Annotated in this window: 1 pseudogene; it reads right to left on the minus strand. The window is 62.1% G+C overall.

The features are described 5' to 3' along the window. Positions 1-248: pseudogene (locus J5M67_RS29080) on the minus strand (arylsulfatase); the annotation flags it as partial.

The raw sequence follows: 248 nt of genomic DNA on the forward strand, positions 1-248 counted from the left end.
GCGTGCATGCGCGTGGTATTCATCCAGACGAAGAACGGTTTGTCGGCCTTCGCCTGCTTGTCGATGAAGTTGATCGCCGCCTGGGTGGTCTCGTCGTCGATGGTTTCCATGCGCTTCTTGGTCAGCGCACCGGTGTCCTCGATCTTGCCGTCGGCGAAGGAATGGATCACCCCGCGCGGGGAGAAGTGCTGGACGTAGGGGCTTTGCGGATCCTTCGGCCAGTAGGGGCGTTCCGGCTCTTCCTCGGC

This window comes from Pseudomonas sp. 30_B (assembly GCF_017491605.1).
GTDB lineage: Bacteria > Pseudomonadota > Gammaproteobacteria > Pseudomonadales > Pseudomonadaceae > Pseudomonas.